Here is a 17,200-nt window from a genome sequence, read left to right as displayed (position 1 = left end):
TCTCGCCACATAAGCATAAACGCCACCGCAAGGTGGCGTTTTTCTTTATAGTCCCCGCCTGAGCAGGGCGTCGTTCACTTCCCGATACGCTTCCACCAGTTTATCCAGCGTGATCCGGCTTAACCCGCTGGGATTCGGCAATACCCATAATTGCGTCGCGCCAATGGTCAACGTCTGCTTCCCCCACTGCGCCCCACGCTGGCTAAGGCCCTGCTCAAAGGCCTGCTTACCGAGGATTGCGAGCGCGGCTGGCTGATACTCTTCTATTTTCTCAATAAGCAGACGACCGCCGCTACGCATTTCCTGTAGCTTCACTTCATTGGCTTGTACCGTTGGTCTGTCGACAAACTTAGTCACGCCGCAGCGGAAATCCAGCAGATGCTGTGCCTCTTCAGGTTTAAGCTGGCGATCGGTAAATCCCGCCTGATGGATAACCTTCCAGAAGCGATTCGCGGGATGCGCAAAGGGAAATCCTGTACCCGCAGAAGAGAGCCCCGGATTGATGCCGCAAAATACTACCCGCAGCCCCGGTGCCAGTATGTCCTTAACCATAATTACTCCGAACAATACATCAAGGGACAAGTATAACGGACTGAAAATACATTGTTTATAAAAACAGCATCCGTACGCTTATGTCTGGATTGCAACGCGGAGTTACTTTATAATCCACCGCCACGGCCCCTTAGCTCAGTGGTTAGAGCAGGCGACTCATAATCGCTTGGTCGCTGGTTCAAGTCCAGCAGGGGCCACCAAATAAAACAAGGACTTGCGAGAAATCGCAGGTCCTTTTTGTTATGGGAAATATATTCAATTGTTGGCAAACCAATAATTGAGTAGTTCGGGATGTGTAATGGTCTCTGGGAACACGCCACGCGGGGAATAAGGTATATCATGCGATACGCCAGCCCATATTGCTGGCATGCCATTAGGACGCTACCATCAGAGATGGAAACGTCCGTTAGCGTTTTATTCGATAGTCAGCTCACACGAGTTCTTTGAGCTGCTCCTGCATATAGGTCGAAAAATACTCTGGATTCTTGATAAGGATACGGTTACCGGAGGCGACTTTTTCTGCCCATCCGGCTACTTTTTTCGTGAACTCAGGATTCCATCCCTCCTGCTCACCCCGTGCCATTACAACTTCCGGACTCGCTGGCACACCTAAGTCATGCAAATACTTTAGGATTCCCTTAGCGGTACTTTCATCCATTGAATGGGGTACTGACGCCGAAGTGTTCATACCACCAATAAAATCCAATGCTTTCTCAATTGCTGTTGGCATGCTCTTATCCTTAAAATTAACCACGTGAGAGACACATTTATACTATGTACCCAACTCCGCCGGGATATCAAAGAGAACGTTGCCTTTATTTGATTTACCCCGCAGCTAAACGCTTGCGGCGGCTGTTTTCTGCACAATTAATTCGCCATTCCGGCCAAAACCAGCCCGGTTGCCACCGCATTACGCGGCCCTTCGGTACCACGAATGTTGCCCTGTCCGGCGACAACCCCGTAATGCGCCAGCGCGTCGGTAATCATCTGTGGGATTTCGAAATCCAACGAGGAACCGCCCACCAGCACCACGAAAGAGATATCGCGAATGGATCCGCCGGGAGACACCTGGCGCAATGCACGCAGGCAGTTGGTCACAAAAACCTTCTCTTTGGCCTGACGTCGCACCAGACGAATTTTTTCCAGCGAAGTCTGGTTATCTACCGGGATCAGCTCGCCATCTTTCAGATACACCACTTTGGCGAATACTGATGGGCTGAGCGGTTCGCGGAAAAACTCCACCGCACCGTTCTCATGACGAATACTGAACAGGCTCTCTACTTTCGCCAGCGGGTATTTTTTTATTTCCTCGGCCAGAAACGGATCGCTCAGACCCAGCTCCGTCTGAATCAACAGGCTGACCATATTACCCGCACCGGCCAGATGTACCGCCTTTACTGTCCCTTCGCTATTGATGATGGCTGCATCAGTGGAACCTGCGCCTAAATCGAGGATCGCCAGCGGTGCAGCACATCCAGGCGTCGTTAACGCACCTGTCACGGCCATATTGGCCTCTACCCCTCCTACTTCAACGGAGGTGTTTAATCGCGCGCTCAACTCGCTGGCAATAGCCTGCATTTGTAAACGATCGGATTTCACCATCGCCGCAATGCCGACAGCATTTTCCATCGAACACTCCCCGGCGATGCCGCCCTGCACCTTGCGCGGAATAAACGTATCAACCGCCAACAGATCCTGAATATGCACCGCGTTCATATCATGACCAGTCAGCGAGGCCATCACCTTTCGCACTCGCTCCAGCATGCCGCCTGCGTGCGTACCAGCTTCCCCACCAATATCGCGCACGGGCGCGCAGGCGTTCATCGCCTGCATAATGGCCTGCGCACCTTGCGCTACGTCGGCTTCACCGCCGCGCTTTTCACCACGGATAAAGATCTTACCCGCCGGGATCACTCTTGATTGCACATCGCCCTGCGGGGTTTTTAGCACCACGGCGGAGCGGTTACCAATCAGCGCTCTGGCAATAGGGACGATGGTTTGTGTTTCCTCCGGCGTCAGGGCAAAGAAGGTAGCGATACCGTAAGGATTCGACAGCACCCGCACCACCTGTCCCGGGGCCGCCACTTCCACCGCCGCCAGCACGCCTTCCGGCACCTTCTCCAGCAGGGTGACTTCATCAACCACCGGCATTGGCCGACGCAGGCGATTATTCACCAACACGCCATCATCTTTTTTCAGGATGGCCGCCACCACGTTGATTCCGCGATCCAGTGCCTCATTAATGAGCCAAACTGCCTCGAGAAAATCCATTACCTCACCCACCAATGGGATCCAGCCCTGAGCAAATCGATCCTCACTCAATGCCGCCAGCTTCTGCACAGCAATGGTGGTTCCCATTCCCACGCCAACGCCGCCGGGCGTTTGTGGGTTATGCCCTATCATCGTTGATTCGGTAATGATGGTTTCCGTGATGGTTTCCATCGCCACATCGCCAATCACCGGTGCGGCTTCATTGATACAGATTTTTGCCACATCTTTAAGCGACCATGGCGTTTTTTCCAGCGCCTGCTGCAGGGAAGCGACCACCCCGGCAATATTGTCCCGCGTTCCTTTCATGCCCGTGGTCGCGACAATCCCGCTGGCGATAAACCGGTCATGCTGCGCCAACGCCACTTCCGTGGTGGCGTTGCCGATATCAATCCCTGCGATTAACGGCATATTCCCTCCGTCACTGGCTGCCTTTACGCAGCTTGTTTCTCTGCTGATACACCTCTGCCGACTCACGCACAAATCCGGCGTTCACCGTCGCGTGCCAGGTATGTTCCAGCTCATCAGCGATCGCCTGTAGCTCCGCGAATGAAGAGCGAAACGGACGTAGCGCGTTGTAGATTTCCAGAATGCGGGTATCCGGGATGACAATCAGTTCGGCCGCGCGGCGGAAGTTGCGCGCCACGGCGTGACGTTGCATCTGTTCGGCAATCTGCGCCTGATACTCCAGCGTTTGCTGAGAAATACGCACATCCTGCGGCCCTACATGTCCCGCCAGCACATTCTCAAGGGTGATATCGGTTAGCGGTTTCCCGGTGGGGGTCAGGATTTTCTCCGGGCAGCGGGTAGCTAAAGGATAATCCTGCGCGGTCATGATGTTGTCGTTCATTGTCATTCCCTTACTAATGCAATATGCAGCGTGACAGGCGCAGCATCCTGCACCACATGCTTGGTTTCTTTAATGTGAAACAGCGCGGCTTTGGCCATAAATTTGGGGCGCACCATCTGGTCATTGACCACCGGAACCGGCGAGGGCGACTCTTTGCGTGCATAGCGCGCAGCGTTCTTTCCAATCTGGCGATAGGTTTCCAGCGTCAGCAACGGGGCCTGAGAGAAGAGTTCAAGGTTACTCAGGGGCAGTAAATCACGCTGATGAATCACCGTGGTCCCTTTCGACTGGATGCCAATCCCGATGCCGGAGCCACTGAGGTTCGCCGCATCCCACGCCATAAAAGAGACATCAGAGGTGCGCAGAATTCTCACCACTCGCGCATGCAGCCCCTCTTCTTCAATCCCTGCCACCAGCTCTTTCAGAATCGCGTTGTGCGGCATATCAATCAGGGTTTTATGCTGGTGCTTGCCAAAGGCCGGCCCGACGCCAATCACCACTTCATCAGCGCGATCGTCTGCTTTTGCCGCCTCGCCTTCACTGACCTGCAAGGTAAAAACGGGCTTACGTTCAGTTGTGCATTCCACGGTGTACCGCCTTATTCAATCGAGCTGGGCTGAACCACGCCCGCAATATTTTTAATTTCTGCCCAGCGTTCGGCACTGATGCGATAGCCGGTGCCGGGTCCCTGATAATCATTGATGTCGTTGACGGCGCTGACGACGTCGAACTGACGATCCAGAATGGCCGATGTTTGCAGGTAATCACCGGTCACGCGCTGTCTCAACATATTGAGAATATTGCTGGCGATATCTTCAAATCCGCTACCGCTTAGCGCCCCGACGATATCCAGCCCGGTAATGTTGCGCTTCATCATCTCTTCCACTGCCGCCAGATCTTCCACCACATTGCGCGCAGGCATGTCTTTGCTGCCGTGAGCGTAGGTGGCAGCCTCCACTTCCTCATCACTGATAGTCGGCAGGCCCAGTCCGCGGAATACCGCCTGGATAGCCCGCGCCGCCTTGTTACGGATAGCGATGGTTTCTTCTTCGGTTACCGGGCGCAGGCCGCCGTCAACCATCAGGTCACGTTGCAGTATGTTGTAATCATCGAAGTCTTCAGCATCGAAGTTAGAACCGGCAAACATGTTGTCGTAATTGGGGACGGCGCTATAGCCAGAGAAGATAAAGTCGGTGCCGGGCAGCATCTGCATCAGGGTGCGGGCGGTACGGCGAATATCGGAGTGTGAGAAGGTCTGGTCATTAGCCGAGGCCACTTCAAGGTCGAGCATCGACGCAATCAGGTTTTCCGCCAGTACCGCGCGGATCCCCGACGGCACTGCGCCCGTCATGCCGATACAGCTAACCGCGCCGTTTTGCAGCCCCTGTACACCCGCGCCTTTGGTGATAAAAATGCAGCGCGACTCCAGGTACAGCATCGATTTACTTTCGGAATAGCCCATCAAGGCTTCCGAACCGGTACCGGAGGTATAGCGCATCTTCAGGCCGCGGGACGCATAGGCCGAGGCGAGAAACGCTTTTGACCATGGCGTATCGTCGCCGTCAGTGAATACCGATTCCGTTCCGTAGACCGACACCGTTTCGGCGTAGCTGGTTAACCCACGCATTCCCAGCTCCAGCTCAGTAGCCTCTTCAACAGAACATTGTGTCAGTACGCCAGGGCGACCACACTGAGAACCGACCAACAGCGCAAGGGCGTTAAACGGCGCATAGCGGGCAATCCCGACCGTCGTTTCCTGCTCGGAAAAACCACGAATCCCCGCTTCAGCGGCATCGGCGGCAATCTGCACCGGATTATCTTTCAGGTTGGTCACGTGGCACTGGTTAGAGGGGGTGCGTCGGGCGCGCATTTTTTGCAGCGCCATCATCATCTCTACCACGTTCATTTTCGCCATCACCTCCACCGCTTTCGCCGGGGTAATAGCGGTGGTAATGGCAATGATCTCTTCGCGACTGACGTGGATATCCACCAGCATTCTGGCGATCTCCAGTGCGTCGAGCTGCATGGCACGCTCGGTTTCAGCCACGTTTATCGCGTAGTCGGCAATAAAGCGGTCAATCATGTCGAACTCGGCGCGGCGCTTGCCGTCCAGTTCAACGATACGACCCTTTTCCACCTTCACAGAAGAGGCTGGATCGTAGGGACTTTCCATGGCGATCAGACCTTCTTCCGGCCATTCGCCAATAAGCCCATCCTGATTTACAGGGCGCTTCGCAAGGACTTCGAATCGTTTTGATCTTCTCATAGTTTATAGACTCAAAAGATAAATAATAGGGACGCCAGGCTGTATCGCTGGTGCTCTATCCCCCCAGCAATCGCCTTTATCAGCAATAGCCGAACTTTAAATGAGCAGGCCGATAAAAAAATAAAATTAATTACGTTCCAATTTGATACATATTTAAATGTCAGCGTTTCATATTGAAACGGTCAACAGGAATATCCATAAAGAATTGTGACGCGCTTAAATGATCATTATCAACAAATGCCGAACGCAGGGAATTAAATTAATATTTTAGAAAAATCCACACTATTGACTTAATAACGCGTCGCGAGAAAATACAGAAAACCCAATGAGAAAAAATAGCTGTAGCGCGATATTTTTTGCGACCTCAGCCCTACAACCTTGTCAGGAGATACTGTGAATAAGAGCCAACAAATCGCCACCATTACGCTGGCGGCCGCAAAGAAAATGGCGACTGCCGTCGAGGCAAAAGCGATTGAAATCAACGTTCCGGTGGTCTTTTCCGTGGTCGACCACGGCGGAAACACGCTACTGATGCAGCGCATGGACGAGGCGTTTGTCACCAGTTGTGATATTTCTCTCAATAAAGCCTGGACCGCCTGCTGTCTGCGGCAGGGCACCCATGAAATTACCGATGCAGTACAACCAGGTGCTTCTCTATATGGTTTACAGCTCACCAACCAACAGCGAATCGTTATTTTTGGTGGCGGTTTACCTGTTGTATTTGACGGTCAATTAATTGGTGCCGTCGGCGTTAGTGGCGGCACTGTGGAACAAGATAGATTATTGGCTGAGACCGCATTGAATTGTTTCTCTGAATTATAATTTAAATCTAAGAAGGTATATTATGAGCTATCGTATGTTTGATTACCTTGTGCCGAATGTTAACTTTTTTGGCCCAAATGCTATTTCCGTTGTCGGCGAACGTTGCAAACTATTAGGCGGAAAAAAAGCGCTGCTGGTCACCGATAAAGGTCTGCGGGCGATAAAAGACGGTGCAGTAGATAAAACGCTGGCACATCTGCGTGAAGCCGGGATTGAGGTGGTCGTATTTGACGGCGTAGAGCCGAACCCTAAAGATACCAACGTGCGCGACGGTCTGGAGGTCTTTCGTAAAGAGCAGTGTGATATCATCGTTACTGTCGGCGGCGGTAGCCCGCATGACTGCGGTAAAGGTATCGGTATCGCAGCCACGCACGAAGGCGATCTCTACAGCTATGCCGGGATTGAAACCCTGACCAACCCGCTGCCGCCGATTGTCGCGGTGAATACCACTGCCGGTACGGCCAGCGAAGTCACCCGCCACTGCGTGCTGACCAATACCAAAACCAAAGTGAAATTCGTGATCGTCAGCTGGCGTAACCTGCCGTCGGTTTCCATTAATGACCCGCTGCTGATGCTCGGTAAACCCGCCCCGCTGACCGCCGCCACCGGGATGGACGCCCTGACCCACGCCGTGGAAGCCTATATTTCCAAAGATGCCAACCCGGTCACCGATGCCGCCGCTATCCAGGCGATCCGCCTGATCGCGCGTAATTTACGTCAGGCCGTAGCGCTGGGCAGCAACCTGAAAGCCCGTGAAAATATGGCCTATGCTTCGCTGCTGGCAGGTATGGCCTTCAACAACGCCAATCTCGGCTACGTTCACGCGATGGCGCATCAGCTTGGCGGTCTGTACGACATGCCGCACGGCGTGGCGAATGCCGTACTGCTGCCGCACGTGGCGCGCTATAACCTGATCGCTAACCCGGAAAAATTTGCCGATATCGCTGAGTTTATGGGCGAAAACACTGACGGACTTTCCACCATGGATGCCGCCGAACTGGCCATTCACGCCATTGCTCGTCTCTCTGCTGACATCGGCATTCCGCAGCATCTGCGCGATCTGGGTGTCAAAGAAGCCGATTTCCCGTACATGGCGGAAATGGCGCTGAAGGACGGCAACGCCTTCTCTAACCCGCGCAAAGGGAACGAGAAAGAAATTGCCGAGATCTTCCGTCAGGCATTCTGATAGTACAGGGGGCGCAATGTCACTTTCATCACCGGGCGTACATCTGTTTTATCACCCACGCTGGCAGGATACCCGCGCGCTTGATGAACTGTGCTGGGGACTGGAAGAGCAAGGCGTCCCATGCCGGACGGTCTGTTGCGACGAGAATGACTGTGCGCTGGCGTTGAGCAAACTTGCGGCCAAAAGCTCCGCGCTGCGTGTCGGTCTTGGTCTTAACGCCACGGGTGATATTGCTTTAACCCACGCCCAGTTGCCCGAGGATCGGGCGCTGATCCGTGGTCATATCGCCACCGGAATGGCGCAGATCCGCACGCTTGGCGCCAATGCCGGTCAACTGGTCAAAGTGCTTCCTTTCAGCGAGATAACATAAATGTACCGTATCTATACCCGCACTGGTGATAAGGGCACAACCGCGCTGTTTGGCGGCAGCCGTATCGACAAAGACGATATCCGCGTGAATGCCTATGGCACCGTGGACGAACTGATTTCCCAGCTTGGCGTCTGCTACGCCAGCACGCGACTGGCAGAGCTTCGCCAGGATTTACATACCATCCAGAAGACGCTGTTTGTGCTCGGCGCGGAACTTGCCAGCGATGAGAAGGGTCTTGCTCGCTTAACGCAGACGATTAGTCCCGAGGATATTCAGGCGTTGGAGCAGCTTATTGATCGCAATATGACGCAAAGCGGTCCGCTAAAAGAGTTTGTTATTCCGGGGAAAAACCTCGCATCGGCACAGCTACACGTTGCGCGCACGCTGGCGCGTCGGCTGGAGCGACTCCTCATCGCCATGGACAGAACGTTGACGCTGCGTGATGAGCTTAAGCGTTATATCAATCGTCTGTCAGATGCGCTGTTTTCGATGGCCAGAATCGAAGAAACTACTCCAGATGTTTGCGCTTAAACTGGCTGGCATCGATGTCGTACTGCTTCATCTTGCGCCACAAGGTTGTGCGGCCAATATTCAACAGTTGCGACATTTCCTGCACACGTCCGCTGGTGACGCGGGCGGCATGGATAATCGCCTCTTTTTCGATGGCGGTAAACGTCAGGCTGGCTGGCAGCAGTGAAGATGCTGCTTCCAGACCCGGACGTTCGGCAAACAGATAATCCGGCAGATTACTCAGGCGAATATGGCCATTGTCGCTACTAATGGCGATATTTTCGATAATGCTGTTGAGTTCAAAATCATTGCCCGGCCACGAGTAGGCCACCAGTTGCGCCAGCGCGTCATCGTCCAGCTTCAGGCTGGATGAAAAGCGTTTTTTCAGGCTATTTAAGCGTGTATGAATCAGCGCCGGAATGCTGTTACGCCGTGCCCGCAGCGGTGGAATAACAATTTCAAAGGAGTGTAACGCGTAATACAGTTGGCGGCTAAAGCGGTTTTGCTCCACCAGGTTGGCGAGATCAACCGTGGTAGTAGCAATCACTTTGACATCTACCGGGATCAGGCGGCGGGCATCAAGGCGGGTCAATACGCCCTGCTTGATAACCTGCAACAACGCGGATTGCAACTCTGGTGCCAGATACTCAATTTTTTCCAGAAACAGCGTACCGCCGTTCGCCAGTTCAAGGCGGCTCAGCCGACCGTTTTCATCATCGGTTGGCGCACTGCCCATAAAATCCTGCCCCAGCACGCTGTTGGCATACAGTTGGCAGTTCACGGCGATATACGGCCCGCTGGCACGTTCACTTTCATTGTGAATAGCCTGGCTCAATAGCTCTTTACCCACTCCCTCTTCACCACACAACAGAATAGGGAAACTCCCTCTCGCCGCCTGGCGACCAAAATGGATCAGCCGACGGGTTTCCGGGTCATCCGTCGACATCTGTTCAAAGGTGTGGCTGACTTTTCCGAGCTGGCTGGTCATCAGTTGGCGCATTTGTTCGACCGGGTGCAGCAGCAGAATAAAGCTGTTGCCCTGCTCTTCAACAATCGGCTTCAGGGTAATGACGGCATCAACAAACTGATGCTGACTTTCAAAGGTGACTTCGACGTGATTCAGGCCGCGGGCATGTTTGATCGCCCGGCGCAGCAGCATGGGCAGATTGAGCAAGTCATTAATGTTTTTACCCTGGCTGGCCTGTGCATCCAGATGTAAAAGCAAAGCGGCACGGGCATTAAGAAATTGCAGAACGCCCTGCTCGTTCCACGCCATCACGCCATCATCCATGCTTTCCAGCAGTCCGTACATCTGATTCAGATGGCGGTTAGATTCGGCCAGCAGGCTATCAGTCAGCAAAGAGTTGCCGACTTCTCTGGCAATCGCCAGCGTCAGGGACAAATCAGAAACGCACTCATGCTCTACCAGACAGCACAAAGAAATAGAGCCAAACAGTCGACCATGGTTATCGAAGACCGGCGTCGAGCAGAACGACCACGGATGCAGCGCCTGCTTAAAATGCTGATCGCCAGAGGTTTTTGTCGGCTGCCCTGGCATCGTTGCCAGCGATAGCGCACAACTGCCGATAATGCTTTCTGCACAGTAGCTACCGTCACGAAAGCCAAGTTCCGCCAGCTGTTCCACCGTCTGCGGATCGCCGCACCGGCTGAGAATACAAGCCGATTCATCCAGAATCAGCAGTGCGCACGGACGTCCATCCATAAACTCCCAGGCATCTTCCAGCGCAGCCTGAGCAATCGTCAGTAGCGCAGTCTTACGGCGACAAATCGACGCAAAAGTCAGTCCCTGTGCCTGATGCGGTGCCTGCCAGGTTTCCCGCTGCATAAACTTGCTGCAACGATGCCATGACTGAGCAATGACCGAAGAGACTTCCTTCCCGATGCCATGAGTGTGCGCCGTCATATCCATTTCCGCTGTTTTACCATAGACAACCCCTCCGGCAGAGACTGCCAGAGGGGGAGAAGATGCCAAATAAAAGGCTTACCGACGTCTGATTAACGTGCCAGCCACTGCTGTCCCAGCAGGTCTGCCGTCAGAATAGCGGCATGGACGCTTTCAGGCGTCACCGGGAACGGCATATTGTGAATGGTTTCACCTTCCGCGCAGGTGGCTTTCGCAACGGCCATAATCTTAGCGTCGATGCCGTCTTTCACGCCCATTTGCGCCAGCGTTACCGGCAGATCTACTTTCTGGCAGAAATTCAGCACCGTTTCGATCTCTTCCATCGGGCTGTTCTGCAGCACCAGTTGCGCCAGCGTACCAAACGCCACTTTTTCACCGTGGTACAAATGGTGACACTCCTCCAGAATGGTGAAGCCATTATGGATGGCGTGTGCACCCGCAAGACCACTGCTTTCAAAGCCGATGCCGCTGAGATAGGTGTTCGCTTCCACGATACGTTCCAGAGCATCGGTCACCACGCCAGCTTGCGCCGCCAGGCGAGCCTTTTCACCTTCTGCCAGCAACGTATCATAGCACAAGCGCGCCAGGCTCAGGGCCGCCGCCGTGGACTGTCCTCCCGCCATGCTGGTCGCTCTGGCATCAAAACACGCTTTTGCTTCAAACCAGGTCGAGAGCGCATCGCCCATCCCGGCTACCAGCAGACGTACCGGCGCTTTGGCGATAATTGCCGTATCCATGACAACCATATCCGGGTTTTTCGGGTAGATCAGATATTCTTCGAACTCACCGGCTTCGGTATAGATAACAGACAGCGCACTGGTTGGCGCATCAGTTGAGGCGATAGTTGGGATCACCACCACCGGCAGTTTCTGGTAGTAACCGATCGCTTTGGCTGTATCCAGCGTTTTCCCACCGCCAATCCCAACCACACCACGGCAACCGTGCTGCTTCAGAATGGCAATCAGGCGATTAATTTCAACATGGCTGCATTCGCCATTGAAGCGTTCCGCGTGGCAACTAATACCGTGGCTGTGCAGGCCATTGAGTACTTTGTCTCCCGCCAGTTTCATGACGAAGTCATCTGCAATCACGAAAAAGCTGTCTGCCAGATTTTTAGCGTATTGACCAAATAAGGTAGAAGCGTCAGGACCCTGGAGATATTTGGCTGGAGATTGAATAACTTTTAGCATTCCTTTCATCCTCAAATAAGTACATGTTTTTACATGGTGAGCCCTGGCGTTAACCTGTTTAGCCTATTGCGAACGGCGAAAACGGGAGACCGGAGCGATGCAATAACTGTATGGCGAGGCGGGAACAAAAAAATCATTCGTCTTTTTGTTCTGATATGAAACAGATAAAAATGACATGCGTTCCATATTGAAACGGTTAACCCTGAAAATACTAAGGTTTGCGATCCCGATCCGTTCATTTTCCGACAAATCCTTGCAGAACGCGAAAATCAAATTCCCTTTGCCCCTCTCTGACGCCGTTAAAAGCAGTAACAAAACGTTTACTGTGCGGTGTGGCCAGCACTGAAAAGGCGATAAAAAAGTCGAGCGGGCTCGCATTGTGATCGTTCATCTCACAAATGCGTTCCATTACGGAACAAAAAATAACAATTACGTTCCGTAATGAAACCCATTTTGCCGCTGTTTTTTTCCACGCTGACTCCGCCAGAATCTCCCCATCGCCTCCGCACCATGACAATGCATTCGGGGGTTTGTCTTACACTCAACCTCGAGGAGCCGTTATGTCTCAATTCTTTTTTAATCAGCGTACCCAACTCGTTAACGACGTCATCGACGGTACGATTATCACCAGTCCGTGGAACAATCTGGCGCGTCTGGAAAGCGATCCGGCTATTCGCATCGTGGTACGTCGCGATCTCAACAAAGATAACGTGGCGGTCATTTCTGGCGGCGGTTCGGGACACGAACCTGCGCACGTTGGTTTTATCGGTAAAGGCATGCTCACCGCTGCGGTTTGCGGCGACGTTTTCGCCTCCCCGAGCGTGGATGCGGTACTGACCGCCATTCAGGCGGTGACCGGTGAGGCGGGCTGTTTATTGATCGTTAAAAATTACACCGGTGACCGTCTTAATTTCGGTCTCGCCGCCGAGAAAGCCCGTCGCCTTGGTTACAACGTTGAAATGCTGATTGTTGGCGACGACATCTCCCTGCCTGATAACAAACACCCACGCGGCATTGCGGGAACCATCCTGGTGCATAAAATCGCAGGCTATTTCGCTGAACGCGGCTACAACCTCGCTACCGTCCTGCGTGAAGCGCAGTATGCAGCAAGTAACACCTTCAGCCTGGGCGTCGCCATTTCCAGTTGTCACCTGCCGCAGGAAACCGACGCCGCACCGCGCCATCATGCGGGCCATGCTGAACTGGGCATGGGCATTCACGGCGAACCAGGTGCTTCGGTTATCGACACGCAAAACAGTGCGCAGGTGGTGAATTTGATGGTGGATAAACTGCTGGCGGCACTGCCCGAAACCGGCCGTCTGGCAGTAATGATTAATAACCTGGGCGGCGTGTCCGTTGCTGAAATGGCTATTATCACTCGGGAACTGGCAAACAGCCCACTGCATCCGCGTATCGACTGGCTGATTGGCCCGGCCTCGCTGGTCACCGCCCTGGATATGAAAGGTTTCTCGCTGACCGCCATCGTACTGGAAGAGAGCATCGAAAAAGCACTGTTAACCGAAGTAGAAACCAGCAGCTGGCCAACCCCGGTCCCACCACGCGAAATCAACTGTGTGCCGTCATCGCAGCGCAGCGCGCGTGTCGAATTTCAGCCCTCAGCCAACACGCTGGTTGCCGGGATTATTGAGCAGGTCACCGGAACGCTTTCCGATCTGGAAACACACCTCAACGCGCTGGATGCCAAAGTAGGCGATGGTGATACGGGTTCAACTTTTGCCGCTGGTGCACGTGAAATCGCTGACCTGCTGCATCGTCAGCGACTGCCACTGGATAACCTTGCCACGCTGTTCGCCCTGATCGGCGAACGCCTGACCGTGGTGATGGGCGGGTCCAGCGGCGTACTGATGTCCATCTTCTTTACCGCCGCCGGGCAGAAACTCGAACAAGGGGCTAACGTTGCCGAGGCGCTGAATACGGGCCTGGCGCAGATGAAGTTCTACGGTGGTGCAGACGAAGGTGACCGTACGATGATTGACGCGCTGCAACCCGCACTGACGTCTCTGCTGGCACAACCGCAAAACCTGCAAGCCGCTTTTGACGCCGCACAGGCAGGCGCAGAACGTACCTGTCTGTCGAGCAAAGCCAATGCGGGCCGCGCATCGTATCTCAGCGGCGAAAGCCTGCTGGGCAATATGGACCCCGGCGCGCACGCCGTAGCGATGGTGTTTAAAGCACTGGCAGAGAGTGAGTTGGGATAAGCCATAAGTGCCTGATGCGCTGCGCTTATCAGGCCTACGAGTGCAAAGCTTTGTAGGCCTGATAAGGCAACGCCGACATCCGGCGGAACGTTAACGATAAACGCGGATCCCGCCTTCTACGCCCCGGCTAAACAGTACTTGCCACAGCTCAATATCTCTGGCGCGGAACGCACCAGCACAAGCGCACAGGTAATAATTGAACATCCTTCTGAAAGTCGCGGAATAACGCGATGACAGCTCCGGCCACGCCTGATTAAACCGCGCATGCCAGGCCATCAGCGTTTTATCATAGTCACTGCCAAAGTTATGCCAGTCTTCCATCACGAATCGCGACTCGCTCGCTTCAGCAATATGAGAAATCGCCGGTAAGCAGCCATTCGGGAAAATATATTTATTGATCCACGGATCGACGCTCATCCCTTTTTTATTGCTACCAATAGTATGTAACAGGAACAGCCCATCCGGTTTTAAACAACGGTCGGCGATGCTGAAATAGGTGTCGTAGTTTTTCGGCCCTACGTGTTCAAACATCCCCACGGAGACAATACGATCGTAGTGTTTATCGAGGTCGCGATAATCCTGCAGCAGAATATTAACGTCCAGCCCTTCACAGCGCTGCTGCGCCATTTTTTGCTGCTCTTTCGAGATAGTGACGCCTTCTACCGCCACGCCGTAATGACGCGCCGCATATTCGGCCAGCCCGCCCCAGCCACAACCAATATCGAGTAAACGCATACCCGGTTTCAGTTGCAGCTTCTCGCAAATCATTTTTAATTTGGCGTTTTGCGCGTCTTCTAAAGTGGTTGCCTCTTTCCAGTAGCCACAGGAATATTGCATGTGGGGATCCAGCATGAGTGCAAAGAGATCGTTGCCAATATCGTAGTGTTCTTTACCGACAATCCACGCACGACTGCGAGACTGCAAATTAAACAGGCGGGCGCTGGCAATACGTAATATATCTTTCAGATTTCCCGGCATTTGCTGGTCGAGTTTTGCTTTCAGAATTTTGCAAAACAGAACATCGAGGCGTTCACAGTCCCACCAGCCTTCCATATAGCTTTCGCCAAGCCCCAGGGAGCCTTGTTGCAGCACCCGTTTAAAGAAACCGGCATGATGAAGTTGAATGTCCCAGGGGCGGGAACCATTGATCTGAATATCTGCTTGCTGGAGCAGCTCTTTTCCCATTCGGGTCCAGTTATCATTTGTTTCATTGACGATGACAGCATCTGAACAAAGCGTGTTCATGGTATTTACCAAAAGTGGGCTATTAATTATTACGCAAGATTATTATGGAAAAAAGAATGTATGTATTATGATTTGCGGACAAGATCTATCGAACAGCGGCCACACCACCGGGAGCATTGACGATTTATTTATGGAAACTCTCGCGCAAAAACATTGGAATTCCTTCCCGGACGATTCCATGGCAGAACTGCCGCAGGACGTTTACTTTCGCTCTTATGTCCTGGAAGCCAACCACCATGTTCCGCAGCACTCACACGCTTTTATGCAGTTTCATTTTGCCCGCAAAGGCAGTATGCGCATTGATGTCGCCGGCAAGTGCTGGATAATCCCCGCGCATTACGGCATCTGGATCCCCAATAATACTGAGCATGCAGTTTGGGCGCTGGATGATGTGCATTTAGAGAATCTGGATATTACACCGGGTTTTCTCGAAGAAAGTATCCATGAGTGTAAAGTCGTGGCGATCAGTGATTTCGCCAGAGAGTTTATTCATTACGCCACGAATTCAATTTCAGGCCATTATGATAGCCAGTCAAAAGAAGGCAAACTGGTCAGTGTGCTGGTTGACATTATTCTGCAATTACCAGAGGTCGCCTTTGTATTACCCTGGCCGCAGGATCGTGAATTAACCCATGTGTGCCGAACAATACAAGCGTCACCGGCGCTGGAACATTCAGTAGAGTATTGGGCACAACATTTGGGTATGTCTGCCCGTACCTTTTCGCGTCATTTCAAAAAAGAAACCGGATTACCCTTCAGCGTCTGGAAGCAAAAAATGCGAATTCTGGAGTCTGTACTCATGCTGAAGAAAAATAAAAGCGTAACCGCCGTGGCGCTCGATGTGGGATATTCAAGCACCGCAGCGTTTAGTTATGCATTCCGCCAGGCGTTTGGCGTTTCACCGTCACATTATTAATTAACGTTCCGACGTTGATGCCAGTAAGCCGCGGCACGCACCAACTGCTGATCGAAAGCCTCAGTAGCAAAGCGGGCGCTCAGGTTTTTCACCACTTTTCCTTCGCCAGTTATCCAAATGAAATAATCCTGTGCAGGTACGGTCAGCTGTGAAAGCTGATCATTCACTGCCTGTTCGTCATGGCCGACAAACCACTGAATCGTAAAACCGTCGAGATGAGCGAAATAATCCTGATACGCTGCATCGTGTACGCTAACCAGCGCCGTCACGTTTGGACGTACCGCTAAACGACCGATCGCCTCTAGCCGACGACGTAGTGCAGGCATTCCAGATTCATCACACACGTAGACCTGGTACGCATAATCTTCTGGTACCACCAGCGAGCCACGCGGTCCGCCAATCGTCAATTTGTCACCTTCACGCGCATTCATCGCCCACGTACTCGCCACGCCGCCGTCGTGGATATAAAAATCCAGCGCCAGTTCATGGCGTGCCTGGTCATACAACGGCGTGTAATCACGGGATACCGGACGCACACCCTCCGGCCAGACAATCCCCTCATCCGTCACTACGGGCGGCACAAAGTGACTGCCCGGCTCAGGGAAAAAGACCTTGGTGTGGTCGTCAAAACCATGTGAGCTAAAACCATCCAGAGCGTCACCGCCCAGTACAATGCGCTGGAAACCCGCGCTGATACGTTCAACCCGCAGGACGGTCAGTTCACGGAAGCGCAGCTCATTGCGAACGCGCTGTGGATAGCGTGGAGTGTTATTTGTCATTTTTTCGCCTTCGTGACAGAGATTAGATATATCTAAATAAATTTTAAATGATAATGATTGCTAATTGAGAATATTGCAAGAACTTTTTTGATAGAGTATGGAT

General features: G+C 53.0%; 16 protein-coding genes and 1 tRNA gene. 7 read left to right on the top strand and 10 right to left on the bottom strand.

What is annotated here, in order from left to right; translation table 11 throughout:
* Positions 1 to 45: 45 nt before the first annotated feature.
* Positions 46 to 552 carry a G/U mismatch-specific DNA glycosylase gene (gene mug, locus G8S19_RS03080; RefSeq protein WP_048213266.1) on the bottom strand — a complete coding sequence of 169 codons (507 nt, stop codon included), beginning with the start codon at positions 550 to 552 and terminating at the stop codon, positions 46 to 48.
* Between the two features lie 124 nt (positions 553 to 676).
* On the opposite strand from mug, the gene G8S19_RS03075 reads away from it, so the two are divergent.
* Positions 677 to 752 (top strand) — tRNA-Ile (locus G8S19_RS03075).
* 230 nt (positions 753 to 982) lie between these two features.
* On the opposite strand, the gene G8S19_RS03070 is transcribed toward G8S19_RS03075, so the two are convergent.
* The 5 genes from G8S19_RS03070 to G8S19_RS03050 all read right to left on the bottom strand — a co-directional run bounded on the left by G8S19_RS03070 (position 983) and on the right by G8S19_RS03050 (position 5,936).
* On the bottom strand, positions 983 to 1,306 hold the full coding sequence (locus G8S19_RS03070) for a DUF1889 family protein (RefSeq protein ID WP_001573898.1): 324 nt from the start codon (positions 1,304 to 1,306) through the stop codon (positions 983 to 985).
* A gap of 113 nt (positions 1,307 to 1,419) precedes the next feature.
* Positions 1,420 to 3,231 (bottom strand): diol dehydratase reactivase subunit alpha, encoded by a 1,812-nt coding sequence (locus G8S19_RS03065; RefSeq protein WP_253686050.1) that lies wholly within the window; start codon positions 3,229 to 3,231, stop codon positions 1,420 to 1,422.
* A 10-nt stretch (positions 3,232 to 3,241) separates the two neighbouring features.
* Positions 3,242 to 3,670 (bottom strand): diol dehydratase small subunit, encoded by a 429-nt coding sequence (locus tag G8S19_RS03060; RefSeq protein WP_124021438.1) that lies wholly within the window; start codon positions 3,668 to 3,670, stop codon positions 3,242 to 3,244.
* Positions 3,671 to 3,672: 2 nt separating this feature from the next.
* Positions 3,673 to 4,257: a propanediol/glycerol family dehydratase medium subunit gene (locus tag G8S19_RS03055; protein WP_040230555.1), complete on the bottom strand. Its 585-nt coding sequence runs from the start codon at positions 4,255 to 4,257 to the stop codon at positions 3,673 to 3,675.
* Between the two features lie 11 nt (positions 4,258 to 4,268).
* Entirely contained in the window at positions 4,269 to 5,936 is a 1,668-nt protein-coding gene (locus G8S19_RS03050) for a propanediol/glycerol family dehydratase large subunit (RefSeq protein ID WP_101742441.1), read from the bottom strand.
* 393 nt (positions 5,937 to 6,329) lie between these two features.
* On the opposite strand from G8S19_RS03050, the gene G8S19_RS03045 reads away from it, so the two are divergent.
* The 4 genes from G8S19_RS03045 to G8S19_RS03030 are packed head-to-tail and all read left to right on the top strand — an operon-like array spanning position 6,330 to position 8,845.
* The gene (locus G8S19_RS03045) at positions 6,330 to 6,758 is read left to right on the top strand and encodes a heme-binding protein (RefSeq protein ID WP_061068649.1); all 429 of its coding nucleotides are present in this window, start codon (positions 6,330 to 6,332) and stop codon (positions 6,756 to 6,758) included.
* A 22-nt stretch (positions 6,759 to 6,780) separates the two neighbouring features.
* Entirely contained in the window at positions 6,781 to 7,944 is a 1,164-nt protein-coding gene (dhaT, locus tag G8S19_RS03040) for a 1,3-propanediol dehydrogenase (RefSeq protein ID WP_048213323.1), read from the top strand.
* 16 nt (positions 7,945 to 7,960) lie between these two features.
* Positions 7,961 to 8,314, top strand: a complete 354-nt coding sequence (locus tag G8S19_RS03035; protein WP_124021439.1) for a glycerol dehydratase reactivase beta/small subunit family protein — start codon at positions 7,961 to 7,963, stop codon at positions 8,312 to 8,314.
* The gene (locus tag G8S19_RS03030; RefSeq protein ID WP_124021440.1) at positions 8,315 to 8,845 is read left to right on the top strand and encodes a cob(I)yrinic acid a,c-diamide adenosyltransferase; all 531 of its coding nucleotides are present in this window, start codon (positions 8,315 to 8,317) and stop codon (positions 8,843 to 8,845) included.
* Here G8S19_RS03030 and dhaR read toward each other — a convergent pair.
* Both dhaR and G8S19_RS03020 read right to left on the bottom strand, forming a co-directional pair.
* Positions 8,823 to 10,748, bottom strand: a complete 1,926-nt coding sequence (gene dhaR / locus G8S19_RS03025; RefSeq protein ID WP_253686048.1) for a dihydroxyacetone kinase operon transcriptional regulator DhaR — start codon at positions 10,746 to 10,748, stop codon at positions 8,823 to 8,825. The genes G8S19_RS03030 and dhaR overlap by 23 nt on opposite strands.
* Before the next feature lie 92 nt (positions 10,749 to 10,840).
* The gene (locus G8S19_RS03020) at positions 10,841 to 11,938 is read right to left on the bottom strand and encodes a glycerol dehydrogenase (RefSeq protein ID WP_005131422.1); all 1,098 of its coding nucleotides are present in this window, start codon (positions 11,936 to 11,938) and stop codon (positions 10,841 to 10,843) included.
* Positions 11,939 to 12,498: 560 nt separating this feature from the next.
* Between G8S19_RS03020 and G8S19_RS03015 the strand changes: the two genes are divergently transcribed.
* Entirely contained in the window at positions 12,499 to 14,157 is a 1,659-nt protein-coding gene (locus G8S19_RS03015) for a glycerone kinase (protein WP_253686046.1), read from the top strand.
* Positions 14,158 to 14,247: 90 nt separating this feature from the next.
* Here G8S19_RS03015 and cfa read toward each other — a convergent pair whose 3' ends face one another.
* A complete protein-coding gene (cfa, locus tag G8S19_RS03010; RefSeq protein ID WP_048213327.1) occupies positions 14,248 to 15,402 on the bottom strand; it encodes a cyclopropane fatty acyl phospholipid synthase in 1,155 nt (384 codons plus the stop codon).
* A gap of 67 nt (positions 15,403 to 15,469) precedes the next feature.
* Between cfa and G8S19_RS03005 the strand changes: the two genes are divergently transcribed.
* Positions 15,470 to 16,318 (top strand): helix-turn-helix domain-containing protein, encoded by an 849-nt coding sequence (locus tag G8S19_RS03005; protein WP_371925574.1) that lies wholly within the window; start codon positions 15,470 to 15,472, stop codon positions 16,316 to 16,318.
* Here the strand turns inward: G8S19_RS03005 and G8S19_RS03000 are convergent.
* Complete coding sequence (locus G8S19_RS03000) at positions 16,315 to 17,097, bottom strand: siderophore-interacting protein (RefSeq protein WP_115601434.1); 783 nt, start codon at positions 17,095 to 17,097, stop codon at positions 16,315 to 16,317. The genes G8S19_RS03005 and G8S19_RS03000 overlap by 4 nt on opposite strands.
* Positions 17,098 to 17,200: the final 103 nt, after the last annotated feature.

It is taken from the genome of Citrobacter sp. SX206 (genome assembly GCF_024181025.1).
In the GTDB taxonomy this organism is placed as follows: Bacteria; Pseudomonadota; Gammaproteobacteria; order Enterobacterales; family Enterobacteriaceae; genus Citrobacter; species Citrobacter youngae.
Note: the sequence above shows the minus strand (reverse complement) of the source record. Positions and strands in the feature narration are given on the sequence as shown.